Here is a 13,132-nt window from a genome sequence, read left to right as displayed (position 1 = left end):
CGAAAGGGAGAACACGTCATGGCACAGGGCTCTCATGTGCACACTGCCAACGGCACCGTGGGCCAGGTCGATGCCCAGCAGGTGCCCCGTTACGCGGGCCTGGGCACGTTCGCGCGGCTGCCGCAGCGCCACGAGGTGCCGCGCTACGACATCGCGGTGGCGGGCGTGCCGTTCGACAGCGGGGTGACCTACCGGCCTGGGGCGCGATTCGGTCCTGCCGCGATCCGGCAGGCGTCGCGGTTGCTCAAGCCCTACCACCCGGCACTCGACGTGGCGCCGTTCACCGCGGCCCAGGTGATCGACGCCGGCGACATCGCCGCCAACCCGTTCGACATCGCCACCGCAGTCGACCAGATCCGCGACGGGGTGACCGATCTGCTCGTCGAGGACGGTCAGCGGGTGGTGCTGCTCGGCGGCGATCACACGATCGCCCTACCGGCACTGCAGGCGCTGCACGCGATGCACGGACCGCTTGCGCTCGTGCACTTCGACGCCCACCTCGACACGTGGGACACCTATTTCGGGGCACCCTGCACCCACGGCACGCCATTCCGTCGGGCCGCCGAGCAGGGTCTGCTGGTCAAGGACCGGTCGGCGCACGTCGGGATCCGCGGATCGCTCTACGACCGAGCCGATCTGCTCGACGACGCCGAACTCGGCTTCACCGTGGTGCACTGCCGCGACATCGATCGCATCGGCGTCGACGGCACGATCGATCGGATCCTCGAGCGGGTGGCAGATCACCCGGTGTACGTGTCCATCGACATCGACGTCCTCGATCCCGCGTTCGCCCCCGGCACAGGCACTCCCGAGATCGGCGGGATGACCAGCAGGGAGTTGGTCGCGATCTTGCGAGCGATGCGAGACCTGCCGATCGTGGGCGGCGACGTCGTCGAGGTGTCGCCGGCCTACGATCACGCCGAGGTGACCGCCGTCGCGGCGGCCAACCTCGCCTACGAACTGATCACCTTGATGGCAGGCCGATGACATGACCGAATTCGACTGGCCGCGCGGCAAAGTCGCGGCGGCGGCGTTCACGTTCGACCTGGATGCCGAATCCGCGGTGCTGTGGAATTCGTCGGGCGACTGGCAGTCGGTCGGCGCGCGGATGAGCGTGATGAGTCACCAGGCCTACGGTCCGCTCGTCGGTGTCCCGCGCATCCTGGCGCTGCTGGAGCGTCATCAGATCGCGTCGACGTTCTTCGTGCCCGGCCACACCGCCGACCGCTACCCGCAGGCAGTCCGCGCGATCGTCGCGGCCGGTCACGAGGTCGCCCATCATGGCTACCTGCACGAGCAACCCACGCAGCTGTCCCTCGAGGGCGAGATCGACGCTCTGGACCGCGGATTGGCCGCGCTGGCCGACGTGGCCGGGATCAGGCCGGTGGGATACCGGGCGCCGATGTGGGACCTGTCGTGGCGCACCCCGGCCCTGCTGCTCGAACGCGGGTTCCTCTACGACTCCAGCCTCATGGACGCCGACCACCCCTACGAACTCGCGGTCGGGGCTGACGGGCAGCTCGTGGAGATCCCGATCCAGTGGGCGCTCGACGACTGGGAACAGTACTGCTACCTGCCCGACGTGTCCGGCAGCGGACTCATCGAATCACCCCGCAAGGCACGGGAATTGTGGCAACTCGAGTTCGACGCGCTGCGCCGTGTCGGTGGCTGCTGGGTGCTGACCAACCATCCCTTCCTCAGCGGAAGGCCCTCGCGGGCAGAAGAACTCGACGACCTGATCGGCTACGTCGCCGGGCACGCGGATGTGTGGACGACCAGCCTGGGCGAAATCGCGACGCACGTGCGCTCGCGGGGGCTGACGCCGCGCAGCATCAGCCCGCCCGACGTGCCGCGCTAGAACCGCAGCCGGTCGTCGAGAACGCGCACCGGGGCATCGCGGTGGCGTACCGCGTAGATCGGGTGCAGCAGCGACGGGTGCTCACAGTGCGGACACGACAGTCGCGGATCGCGGCGCGAACTGAACGCCAGATGGTGACAGGCCGTGCACCGCACCATGTAGAGCGCGCCGATCCAGTTCATCAGGCCCAGATAGATCGCCAGCGCGGCCAATGTCGCGAGCGCGATGATCAGGGCAACGGTGAGGACTTCGTACGTCATGATGGCCAACCTCCACGAAGCTGACGGATCACCCCACGGTACGCCGATTCGCGGCTCCTGATCAGGCCTTGCGGGCCCGCTTAAACACCTTCTGCAACTCCTTGCCACGCAGCCCGTTGCGCTGGGCTTTGTCGACCTTGTGCAGCACCACCGGACACCGCTTGCAGCGCGGCTTGCTGCGGCAACACTTCTTCTTCGGGGTGAGGTCGGTGAGCTTGCTGGCCACGTGACGGGTATCTCTCGTTTTCGCGATCGGTGCACGACACTGCGACAATCACGGGCGTGACTGCACGCCCCGACTTCCGCAACGTCGCCATTGTGGCCCACGTCGACCACGGCAAGACCACCCTGGTCGACGCGATGCTCCGTCAATCCGGGGCGCTGACCCACCGCGGTGACGACGCGATCGAACGCCTGATGGACTCCGGTGACCTGGAGAAGGAAAAGGGCATCACGATCCTGGCGAAGAACACCGCGGTGCACCGCCACCACCCCGACGGGTCGATGACCGTCATCAATGTGATCGACACACCAGGCCACGCCGACTTCGGCGGCGAGGTGGAACGCGGCCTGTCCATGGTCGACGGTGTCCTGCTGCTGGTCGACGCATCCGAGGGCCCGCTGCCGCAGACCCGTTTCGTGTTGCGCAAGGCGTTGGCCGCGCACCTGCCGGTGATCGTCGTCGTCAACAAGACCGACCGGCCCGACGCCCGGATCGCCGAGGTCGTCTCGGAAAGCCACGACCTGCTGCTCGACGTCGCCTCGGACCTCGACGCCGAAGCGCAGACGGCAGCCGAGTTCGCGCTCGGGTTGCCTGTCCTCTACGCCTCGGGGCGTGCCGGTATCGCCAGCACCACCGAACCCGCAAACGGGCAGAACCCCGACGGGGACAACCTCGACCCACTGTTCGACGTGCTGCTGGAGCACATTCCGCCGCCACAGGGCGATCCGGAAGCACCGCTGCAGGCGCTCGTCACGAACCTCGACGCATCAGCGTTCCTGGGCCGTCTCGCACTGATCCGCATCTACAAGGGCCGCATCCGCAAGGGCCAGCAGGTGGCCTGGATGCGTGAGGTCGACGGCCACCCTGTCATCACGAATGCCAAGATCACCGAGCTGCTGGTCACCGAAGGTGTGGAACGTACCGCCACCGACGAAGCCGTCGCCGGCGACATCGTCGCGGTCGCGGGCATGCCCGAGATCATGATCGGCGACACCCTCGCCGACCCCGACCACGCGCACGCACTGCCGCGCATCACCGTCGACGAACCCGCCATCTCGGTGACCGTCGGCACCAACACCTCGCCCCTGGCGGGCAAGGTCTCCGGACACAAGCTGACCGCCCGCATGGTCAAGAACCGGCTCGACTCCGAACTGGTCGGCAACGTGTCGATCAAGGTCGTCGACATCGGCCGCCCCGATGCCTGGGAGGTGCAGGGCCGTGGCGAGCTCGCGCTCGCGGTGCTCGTCGAGCAGATGCGCCGGGAGGGCTTCGAGCTGACGGTCGGCAAGCCGCAGGTGGTCACCCAGACGATCGACGGCAAGCTGCACGAGCCGTTCGAAGCGATGACGATCGACTGCCCCGAGGAGTTCGTCGGCGCTGTCACCCAGCTCATGGCCGCCCGCAAGGGCCGCATGGAAGACATGGCCAACCATGCGGCGGGCTGGGTGCGCATGGACTTCATCGTTCCCAGCCGCGGGCTGATCGGGTTCCGCACCGACTTCCTGACCCTGACCCGCGGCACCGGCATCGCCAACGCCGTGTTCGACGGTTACCGGCCCTGGGCCGGAGAGATCCGCGCGCGCCACACCGGTTCGCTGGTGTCCGACCGGTCCGGCCAGATCACGCCGTTCGCGATGATCCAGCTCGCCGACCGCGGGCAGTTCTTCGTGGAGCCCGGGCAGGAGACCTACGAGGGCCAGGTCGTCGGCATCAACCCGCGCGCCGAGGACCTCGACATCAACATCACCCGGGAGAAGAAGCTCACCAACATGCGGTCCTCGACGGCCGACGTGATGGAGACGCTGGCCCGCCCGCTGGAACTCGACCTCGAGAAGGCGATGGAGTTCTGCGCCGAGGACGAGTGCGTCGAGGTGACGCCGGAGATCGTGCGGGTGCGCAAAGTGGAGCTGACCGCCTCGCTGCGGGCGCGGGCGAAAGCACGGGCCAAGCAGTCCAACCAACAGGCCGGGGTGTAGGGCAAGCCCGTCGCTACCCTGTACAGCGTGCCGATCGCCCGCCGAGTTCTCTGCTGCGCGGCGGCCGTGATGGTGGCGGTGTCGGGCTGCACGGTGAGCCCGCCGCCCGCGCCGCAGAGCACCGACACCACGAAGTCCACGGCGCCGCCGCCGACGAAGGCAACGCAGATCATCATGGCGATCGACTCGATCGGTCCCGGCTTCAACGCCCACATGGTGTCCGACCAGTCGCCCGTCAACGCGGCGATCAGTTCGCTGGTGCTGCCGAGCACCTTCCGGCCGATCCCCGATTCCCGCACCCCGACCGGCTCGCGCTGGGAGATGGACCCGACGCTGCTGGAGTCGGCCGAGGTGACCGATCAGGACCCCTTCACCGTCACCTACAAGGTCCGTCCCGAGGCGCAGTGGACGGACAATGCGCCGATCGGCGCCGACGACTTCTGGTACCTCTGGCGGCAGATGGTCAGCGAGCCGGGAACGGTGGACCCGGCCGGCTACGACCTCATCACCGGGGTGCAGTCCGTCGAAGGCGGCAAGACCGCGGTGGTCACGTTCTCGCAGCCCTACCCGGCGTGGCGCGAGCTGTTCCACAACATCCTGCCCGCGCACATCGTCAAGGACGTGCCCGGCGGGTTCTCCGCGGGGCTCGCGCAGGCGCTTCCGGTGACGGGCGGGCAGTTCCGCGTCGAGAGCATCGACCCGCAGCGCGACGAGATCCTGCTGGCGCGCAACGACCGCTACTGGGGCAAACCCGCCGTCCCCGACCTCATCCTGTTCCGCCGCGGTGGCGCGCCTGCCGCGCTGGCCGACTCGATCCGCAACGGAGACACCCAGGTGGCGCAGGTGCATGGCGGATCCGCGGTGTTCGCGCAGCTCTCGGCGATCCCCGACGTGCGGACCGCCCGGATCGTCACCCCGCGCGTCATGCAGTTGACACTGCGGGCGCAACGGCCCGCGCTCGCGGACACGCAGGTGCGCAAGGCCGTCCTCGGCCTCCTCGACGTCGATCTGCTGGCAGCGGTCGGAGCCGGTGACGACAACACCGTGACGCTGGCGCAGGCGCAGGTCCGCTCGCCGTCGGACCCGGGTTATGTGCCGACGGCTCCTCCCGCCATGACGCGCGATGAGGCGATGGCGCTGCTCGGGACTGCCGGCTACCAGATCGAGACCCCGACTCCGACTCCGACACCGACGTCGAGCCCGGCGCCGCCGGAGAACGGTCGCGGCCAGCTGGTCAAGGACGGCGAGCCGCTGACGTTCGTCCTCGGCGTGGCCGCCAACGACCCGACATCGGTGGCGGTCGCCAACACCGCGGCCGACCAGCTGCGCAGTGTCGGGATCGCGGCGTCGGTGTCGGCACTCGACCCGGTGACGCTCTACGGCGAGGCGCTGACCGACAACACGGTCGACGCCGTCGTCGGCTGGCATCAGGCCGGGGGCGATCTCGCAACCGCGCTGGCATCGCGATTCGGATGTCCCGCGCTGGAGGCGACGGCCGTCCCGACCACCGCGCCGAGCACCCCGACCACACCTGCTTCGACTGCACCGAGCTCGTCCTCTCCGACGCCGTCACCGACGACCACTGCCCAGCCGACCACAGCCACCACGCCCGTGCCCGCGCCGGAGACCGGCCAGCTCGTTCAGGCTCCGAGCAACATCACCGGCGTCTGCGATCGGACGATCCAGCCTCGGATCGACGCCGCCCTGCAGGGCACCGCCGACATCGGCGAGGTGATCGACGACGTCGAACCGCGGCTGTGGGACATGGCCACCGTGCTGCCGATCCTGCAGGACACCACGATCGTTGCCGCTGGGCCCAGCGTGCAGGGGGTCAGCCTCACCGGCGCCGTGCCGGTCGGCATCGTCGGCGACGCCGGGCAGTGGCTCAAGCTGCCCCAGTAGTCATGAGCAACTGACCCGACGCAGCCGAGTCAGGCCGTACGCGGTGAACGCCGCTAGCGCGAACACCGCCAGCAGCCACACCGGCGGGCGTGCCAGCTCCCACACGAACAGGGCGGCGAACAACGGCGAGCGTTGCGTGATCGCCAGCACACCGGCCGCGCACATCAGCGACACCGCGGGCACGTGCAGCGAGGTCCCGGCCACGGAGTTGAGGCCCAGCGCCACCACCGAACCGGCCGCCGCTCCCGTCGCCAGCGCCGGGGTCAGCAGTCCGCCGACGGCCCCGGCGCGCAGAAACGCCGCCGACAGCAGCGGTTTGAGCACCAGGATGGCCGCGGCGGCGCCGATCGTGAGGCCGCTGTCGACGCTGACCTCGAGCACGCTGCGACCGTTGCCGGGTAGCACCGGGAGCCAGATCGAGCACACCCCGGTGAGGAGTCCGGCCGCGGCGATCGCAGGGACCAAGGCCGGCGACACCGCCGCGGGCCGGGAAGCGGTCACCCGCGTGAATGCCCACCCGACGGCCACTGCGAGCGGGGCCAGCGCCACGGCGAGCAGAGCCAGCAGCGGAGAGAGACTCGCGGCCGGCCAGGTCAGCGGATGCTCCAGGTGCGTGACCGGCGCCGCGACGGCGACCGCCAGGCTGGACGTGATGAGCGCGGTGCCGACCGCGCGAGGATGCCAGGTGCCCAACAGGATTCGCGTCGCGAACAACGCGCCGCCCAGCGGCACGCTGTACACCGCGCCCAACCCTGCGCCCGCCGCGCACGCGAGCAGGATGCGGCGGTCCTCGGCGGTCAGTGTCCACCGCGAGGTACCGAGATCCCCCCACGCCACGGCGAGCTGACGGGGCGCACCTTCCCGCCCCAGAGATGCCCCCGATCCGACGAGCAGCACCTGCAGTGCGGCGTCGCCCGTCAGCGCCAACCGCCGCACGGGTTGCTCCCCGGCGAGCACTGCGGACAGGCCGGGCACGGAGCCGCGGCGCCGCAACAGCCACCAGCCCGTGCCCGCCAGCGCGCCGCCGATCATCGGACCCAGCGCGCGGCGCCAGTCGCCGCTGTTCTCGACGCCGGCGAGCAGCGTCCCGAAGCTGTAGCGGTAGGTGAGGTGCTCGACAGCGTGCAGCATCAACGTCGTCGCAGCTCCCGCGACGCCGGCGAGCAGGCCGATCACGACGATCGCGCAGCCGAACTCGATCATGCGGCGAGACACGAGGCGAATCTAAGCCACACCTGGAGTCGATGACCGGCAGACGAGCGGGCAAGCTGAGCGCATGGAGACGCCGCGGCTGCTGTTCGTCCACGCCCACCCCGACGACGAAACCCTCACCACCGGCGGCACGATCGCCCACTACTGCGCCCGCGGCGCGCAGGTCCACGTCCTGACCTGCACGTTGGGTGAGGAGGGCGAGGTGATCGGGCAGGAGTGGGCGCAGCTGGCCGTCGACGCGGCCGACCAGCTCGGCGGCTACCGCATCGGTGAGCTGACCGCCGCGCTCAGCGCGCTCGGGGTCGACCGTCCCCGCTACCTCGGCGGCGCCGGCCGGTGGCGGGACTCCGGCATGGCGGGCACGCCCGCCCGGCATCGGCAACGCTTCGTCGACGGCGACATCGACGAGCAGACCGCGGCGGTCGCAGCGGTGATCGACGACCTGCGCCCGCACGTCGTGGTCACCTACGACCCGCAGGGCGGTTACGGCCACCCCGACCACATCCACGCTCACCGGATCGCCATCGCCGGGGTCGCCGCGGCGCAGTGGCGGGTGCCCAAGGTTTACTGGAACGTCATGTCGCAGAACGCGATTCGTGACGGGCTCGCCGGGCTGTCCGGGCTTCCGGAGCACTGGGTCACCCTCGACGCCGGCGCGCTGCCGCTCATCGGGTTCGACGACGACACCATCGATGCCGCGCTCGACGTCAGCGCGCACCTGCCCGCCAAGGTGGCCGCGCTGCGCGCGCACGCGACCCAGGTCCAGGTCGCACCCGACGGCACTGCAATGGCGCTGTCGAACAACATCGCCCTCCCGGTGCCCGCGGTCGAGCATTACGTGCTGGTCTCCGGCGAGGCGGGGGAGCGCGACGAGCGTGGGTGGGAGACCGACCTGCTCGCTGGGCTGAGTCTGGAGTGAGCCGTCGCAGGACGGGGTACGCTGCGCTGGTCTGCCCGACGCGCGGAAGGGAAGCTCATGGATCCGGATCTCGATCCCAACCTGCAGCACTGGCAGGACCGCCTCGACAACTTCCAGTGGGTCATCGGCTCGCTGGTGTCCGTGATCGACAGCATCCCGACCTGACGTCCTCCGCGGTGCCGGCGTCGGACCGGCTGCGCTGGGTCGTGCTCGCCGTCCTCGCCGTCGATGGCGTGCTCTCGGCGTTGATGGCCGTCTTCTTCCTGCCGCTGCGGGTGGGTGGCGTCCCCGTCCCGATCAGTGCCGTGCTCAGCGGAGCGATCAACGTCGCCCTGGTCTGGGTGGCCTTGCAGTGGACGTCGTCGACGCGGCTGGCGGCCGCGCCGCTGTGGGCGTGGCTCGCGACCGTGCTGCTGTGCACGTTCGGTGGTCCCGGCGACGACATCGTGTTCGGCGGAGTGGGGTTGATGGAGTACGCGTCGATCCTGCTCATCGCCGTCGGGGCGCTCCCCGCCGGCTGGCTCCTGACAAGGCGGCGGGCAGCGTCGGAACGGGCCGGGGCGAGCCCCGGGACCAACCGCCGTTGACTACTGTGGCCCCTATGCCAGGCGCTGTGGTTTCAGAATGTGAGACGCGCGGATGATCCGCGTCGACGCCGGGGTTATGGGGAAGTGGCTCTGAACTCCCAGCGCGGCACCGATCTGCCCGACCCCAGCCTGCCTTCGCCCGCGACACCGCCCTCTGCGGCGGCGGTCCGGCGGGTACTGCGGCGTGCCCGTGACGGTGTGACGCTGAACGTCGAGGAAGCCGCGGTCGCCATGACGGCTCGCGGTGCGGATCTGGCCGACTTGATGGCGTCTGCGGCGAGGGTGCGGGACGCGGGTCTGGAGGCGGCGGGCCGGCGGGGTGCCGCGGGCCGGCTGCCGGTGTCGTATTCGCGCAAGGTGTTCATCCCGGTCACCCACCTGTGCCGCGACACGTGCCACTACTGCACGTTCGTCACCGTGCCCGGACGGCTTCGCGCCGAGGGCAAGGGCATGTACATGGAGCCCGACGAGATCCTGGCCGTGGCGCGGGCCGGTGCCGAAATGGGTTGCAAGGAAGCACTGTTCACCCTCGGTGACCGGCCGGAGGCGCGGTGGGACGAGGCGCGGCAGTGGCTTGACGAACGCGGTTACGACTCGACGCTTGATTACGTGCGGGCGATGGCGATCCGGGTGCTGGAGGAGACGGGGCTGCTGCCGCATCTGAATCCCGGGGTGATGTCGTGGTCGGAACTCTCGCGGCTCAAGCCGGTGGCGCCGTCGATGGGCATGATGCTGGAGACGACGTCGCGACGGCTGTTCGAGACCAAGGGGCTGGCGCACTACGGCAGTCCCGACAAAGACCCCGCGGTGCGGCTGCGCACCCTCGACGACGCCGGCCGTCTGTCGATCCCGTTCACCACCGGGCTGCTGGTCGGTATCGGGGAGACGCTGACCGAGCGGGCCGAGACGATCCATGCGATCCGACGCTCGCACAAGGAGTTCGGGCACGTCCAGGAAGTCATCGTGCAGAACTTCCGCGCCAAGGACCACACCGCGATGGCGGCCGTTCCCGACGCCGGCCTGGAGGACTTCCTGGCAACGATCGCGGTGACGCGGCTGGTGATGGGGCCCAAGGTACGAATCCAGGCCCCGCCCAACCTCGTCTCGCGGTCGGAGTGTCTGTCGCTGATCGCCGCCGGCGTCGACGACTGGGGTGGCGTCTCGCCGGTGACTCCCGATCACGTGAACCCCGAGCGGCCGTGGCCCGCGCTCGACGAGCTTGCTGAGGTGACCGCCGAAGCCGGCTATGACCTGGTGCAGCGGTTGACTGCCCAGCCGCAGTACGTGCAGGCCGGGGCGGCCTGGATCGACCCTCGCGTGATGAGTCATGTCAACGCGCTGGCGGATCCCGACACCGGCTACGCCCTGGACGTCGACCCGGTCGGGCGGCCGTGGCAGGAACCCGACGAGGCCACCGAATCCCTCGGCCGAATCGATCTGCACAGCGCGATCGATTCCGAAGGGCGCCTGACCGAAACCCGCAGCGACCTCGGGTCGGCGTTCGGCGACTGGGAGTCGATCCGGGAGAAGGTGCACGAGCTCGCCGCCCGGGCCCCCGAGCGGATCGACACCGATGTGCTGGCCGCGTTGCGCTCCGCGGAGCGAGACCCGGCCGGATGCTCCGACGACGAGTACCTGGCCCTGGCCACCGCAGACGGGCCGGCCCTGGATGCCGTTGCCGCACTGGCAGATTCGCTGCGCCGTGACGTCGTCGGTGACGACGTGACCTATGTGGTCAACCGGAACATCAACTTCACGAACATCTGCTACACCGGCTGCCGGTTCTGCGCGTTCGCGCAACGCAAAGGCGATGCGGACGCGTTCTCGCTGTCGACGGCCGAGGTCGCCGACCGGGCGTGGGAGGCGCACGTGGCGGGGGCGACCGAGGTGTGCATGCAGGGCGGCATCGATCCCGAACTGCCCGTCACCGGCTACGCCGATCTGGTGCGCGCGGTCAAGGCGCGGGTGCCCTCGATGCATGTGCACGCGTTCAGCCCGATGGAGATCGCCAACGGTGTCACCCGCAGCGGTACGTCGATCCGGGAGTGGCTGACCGCGCTGCGCGAAGCCGGCCTCGGGTCCATCCCCGGCACCGCGGCCGAGATCCTCGACGACGAGGTGCGGTGGGTGCTGACGAAGGGCAAACTACCGACCTCGATGTGGATCGAGGTCGTCACGACCGCCCACGAGGTCGGGCTGCGGTCGTCGTCGACGATGATGTACGGCCACGTCGACACGCCGCGACACTGGGTCGGCCATCTCAACGTGCTGCGCGACATCCAGGACCGCACCGGTGGCTTCACTGAGTTCGTCCCGCTGCCGTTCGTGCACCAGTCCTCGCCCTTGTACTTGGCGGGTGGGGCGCGACCGGGGCCCACGCACCGAGACAACCGGGCCGTCCACGCGTTGGCGCGGATCATGCTCCACGGTCGCATCCCGAGCATCCAGACCAGCTGGGTCAAGCTCGGCGTCGAGCGCACCCAGGTCATGCTCAACGGCGGCGCCAACGATCTGGGCGGCACGCTGATGGAGGAGACGATCTCCCGGATGGCGGGCTCGGAGAACGGCAGCGCCAAGACCGTTGCCGAACTGGTCGCCATCGCCGACGGCATCGGCCGCCCGGCCCGCCAACGCTCGACCGACTACACCCCGCTGGCGGCCTAGCCCCTGTCCGGCGAGCGAGCGTGTTTGTCTCTCGACACGCCGCGAAAGGTGGGCGCTGCGCGCGCACTCGATCGTGACGAGTGCGCACGTCCCACCGCAATTCACAGCTGCAGCTGGTATCACCTTCACTGTGAAGCTGCGGCGCATGCTGGTCGACGGACGCATCGAGGTGCAAGCGCTCGGCGACGACGGCACATGGCAGGCCGCACCTGACACCGATGCCCTGGGCGGTCAGGTGTTCGACCGCGAGTGGGAACTCTCGATGGCGCGCGACCACCACCAGCTCTCGGGCCACGTCCTGCCTGTCCAGCCCGCGTCGTTTCGCGACTTCATGCTCTACGAACGGCACGCCATCGATGCGGCGCGCGGTCTGGTGCGCCGCTTCCATCCTGGCCAATCCCGCGCCGCAGGAACGGTGGAGAAGCTGACCCGCCGCCCGTTCCCCGCGTTCAAGCCCAAGCCGCTGTTCTACCGTCAGCCGATCTACTACATGTCCAACCATCTGACCTTCGTGCCCAGCGGCACGCCGATCAGCGTTCCGTCCTATTCGCGCGCACTGGATTTCGAGCTGGAAGTCGGCTTCGTCTTGCGCGCACCGCTCCACAACGCCCAGCCCGCGGAAGCCGTCGAGGCCATCGGAGCCTTCGTCGTGGTGAACGATTTCAGCGCCCGTGACGTACAACGTAGTGAGATGGCGACCGGACTGGGGCCGCAGAAGGCCAAACACTTCACCTCCTCGATGTCGGTGCTCGCGGTGAGTGCGGAGGAGATCCTGCCTCACATCCACGAACTGACCGGATTGGTGACCGTGAACGGCGCGACCGTGTCGACGGTGTTCAGCAGCGGAATGCAATGGACGCTGGGCGACATGCTCGCTCACGCATCTCGGGACGAAAGACTCTTTCCCGGAGAGCTGTTCGCCATGGGAACCTTGCCGGGTGGATCCGGCATGGAGACGGGCCACTGGTTGCGACCCGGTGATCAGTTGACGTTGACGATCGACCAGATCGGTGACATCAGTCATTCGATCCTGACCCCTTAGGGAGAACTCGTGTCCACCATTGCCGGGCTGCCCGCGCATGCTCTTCTCGTCCATGCCATCGTCGTCCTCGCCCCGCTCACTGCCGGTCTCGGCATACTCTGCGCGCTATTACCTTGGGCGCGAACACGTTTCGTGTGGTTAGTAGTGGTGCTGGCCGCGGTGAACCTGGTGCTCACCCCACTGACCACGTCGGCCGGAGAATGGCTGTACAACCGGGAGGACTCGCACAGCCCGATCCTGGAACTGCACGAGGAGCGCGGCGAGACGATGATCTACTTCTCGATCGCGCTGCTGGTGATGGCGATCGCGATCGCGGTGCTGCACGTGCGTGCCGGGCGTTCGGACACGCCGCACAAGGGAATCGCGATCGGTGTGGCGGTGCTCGCGGTGGTGATCGGGGTGGCGACGACCGTGCAGGTGGTCCGCATCGGGCACGTCGGCACCGAGGCGAAGTGGGGCCTCGTCAACGAATAGTCGCTAGAGTCCGCG

Annotated in this window: 12 protein-coding genes; 9 read left to right on the top strand and 3 right to left on the bottom strand. The window is 69.2% G+C overall.

The genetic code is table 11. The features are described 5' to 3' along the window. Positions 1–18: 18 nt before the first annotated feature. Both speB and ACZY1G_RS05945 read left to right on the top strand, forming a co-directional pair. Entirely contained in the window at positions 19–987 is a 969-nt protein-coding gene (gene speB, locus ACZY1G_RS05950) for an agmatinase (RefSeq protein ID WP_463821869.1), read from the top strand. 1 nt (position 988) lies between these two features. Continuing rightward, the gene (locus ACZY1G_RS05945) at positions 989–1,858 is read left to right on the top strand and encodes a polysaccharide deacetylase family protein (protein ID WP_463815537.1); all 870 of its coding nucleotides are present in this window, start codon (positions 989–991) and stop codon (positions 1,856–1,858) included. Here ACZY1G_RS05945 and ACZY1G_RS05940 read toward each other — a convergent pair. Together ACZY1G_RS05940 and ACZY1G_RS05935 are read right to left on the bottom strand one after the other, a co-directional pair. Continuing rightward, the gene (locus ACZY1G_RS05940) at positions 1,855–2,121 is read right to left on the bottom strand and encodes a hypothetical protein (protein WP_463815824.1); all 267 of its coding nucleotides are present in this window, start codon (positions 2,119–2,121) and stop codon (positions 1,855–1,857) included. The genes ACZY1G_RS05945 and ACZY1G_RS05940 overlap by 4 nt on opposite strands. Before the next feature lie 58 nt (positions 2,122–2,179). Next, positions 2,180–2,344: a hypothetical protein gene (locus tag ACZY1G_RS05935; RefSeq protein ID WP_463815539.1), complete on the bottom strand. Its 165-nt coding sequence runs from the start codon at positions 2,342–2,344 to the stop codon at positions 2,180–2,182. A 56-nt stretch (positions 2,345–2,400) separates the two neighbouring features. Here ACZY1G_RS05935 and typA point away from each other — a divergent pair, with 56 nt between their 5' ends. After that, positions 2,401–4,317, top strand: a complete 1,917-nt coding sequence (gene typA, locus ACZY1G_RS05930; protein WP_463815540.1) for a translational GTPase TypA — start codon at positions 2,401–2,403, stop codon at positions 4,315–4,317. A gap of 69 nt (positions 4,318–4,386) precedes the next feature. Further along, the gene (locus ACZY1G_RS05925) at positions 4,387–6,219 is read left to right on the top strand and encodes an ABC transporter family substrate-binding protein (protein ID WP_463822212.1); all 1,833 of its coding nucleotides are present in this window, start codon (positions 4,387–4,389) and stop codon (positions 6,217–6,219) included. Here ACZY1G_RS05925 and ACZY1G_RS05920 read toward each other — a convergent pair whose 3' ends face one another. Next, the gene (locus ACZY1G_RS05920) at positions 6,220–7,434 is read right to left on the bottom strand and encodes a chloride channel protein (protein ID WP_463821868.1); all 1,215 of its coding nucleotides are present in this window, start codon (positions 7,432–7,434) and stop codon (positions 6,220–6,222) included. It abuts the gene before it with no gap. 61 nt (positions 7,435–7,495) lie between these two features. Between ACZY1G_RS05920 and mshB the strand changes: the two genes are divergently transcribed. The 5 genes from mshB to ACZY1G_RS05895 all read left to right on the top strand — a co-directional run bounded on the left by mshB (position 7,496) and on the right by ACZY1G_RS05895 (position 13,117). Continuing rightward, positions 7,496–8,350: an N-acetyl-1-D-myo-inositol-2-amino-2-deoxy-alpha-D-glucopyranoside deacetylase gene (mshB, locus tag ACZY1G_RS05915; RefSeq protein WP_463815542.1), complete on the top strand. Its 855-nt coding sequence runs from the start codon at positions 7,496–7,498 to the stop codon at positions 8,348–8,350. A 116-nt stretch (positions 8,351–8,466) separates the two neighbouring features. Then, the gene (locus ACZY1G_RS05910; protein ID WP_463821867.1) at positions 8,467–8,937 is read left to right on the top strand and encodes a hypothetical protein; all 471 of its coding nucleotides are present in this window, start codon (positions 8,467–8,469) and stop codon (positions 8,935–8,937) included. Between the two features lie 84 nt (positions 8,938–9,021). Next, positions 9,022–11,601 carry a bifunctional FO biosynthesis protein CofGH gene (locus ACZY1G_RS05905; protein WP_463821866.1) on the top strand — a complete coding sequence of 860 codons (2,580 nt, stop codon included), beginning with the start codon at positions 9,022–9,024 and terminating at the stop codon, positions 11,599–11,601. A gap of 130 nt (positions 11,602–11,731) precedes the next feature. Further along, positions 11,732–12,643 (top strand): fumarylacetoacetate hydrolase family protein, encoded by a 912-nt coding sequence (locus tag ACZY1G_RS05900; protein ID WP_463821865.1) that lies wholly within the window; start codon positions 11,732–11,734, stop codon positions 12,641–12,643. A gap of 9 nt (positions 12,644–12,652) precedes the next feature. Next, on the top strand, positions 12,653–13,117 hold the full coding sequence (locus ACZY1G_RS05895) for a DUF2231 domain-containing protein (RefSeq protein WP_463815547.1): 465 nt from the start codon (positions 12,653–12,655) through the stop codon (positions 13,115–13,117). The last annotated feature ends 15 nt before the right edge of the window (positions 13,118–13,132 follow it).

The organism is Mycobacterium sp. IDUB_5 (genome assembly GCF_055419565.1).
This window is presented reverse-complemented; position numbering and strand designations above follow the sequence as displayed.